The sequence below is a fragment of the Halomicrobium sp. IBSBa genome, from assembly GCF_017612575.1.
Taxonomy (GTDB): Archaea; Halobacteriota; Halobacteria; order Halobacteriales; family Haloarculaceae; genus Halomicrobium.
Map to the genome: position 1 here is coordinate 1 of NZ_JADPQC010000085.1, position 202 is coordinate 202.

Sequence of the window (202 nt, forward strand, 5' to 3'; positions counted from 1 at the left end):
CTGACGACTCCCTTCGAGATTCGGTCGATCGAGACCACTGATGGGGAACGTCGACAGAACGTCACCATCGAGAAGACGACCTACGAGACCGCCGACGTGAACACCACCCAGCTCACCAAACTGTACGAGAACCTGGCCTACGAGCGGGCACAGTGGGAAGCTCGCGAACAGGATCTCGGCGGCGGTGGCGGTGGTGGCTTCC

Annotated in this window: 1 pseudogene; it reads left to right on the forward strand. The window is 61.4% G+C overall.

The window, feature by feature from the left end:
• A pseudogene (locus tag IL252_RS17560) lies at positions 1–202 on the forward strand (hypothetical protein); the annotation flags it as partial.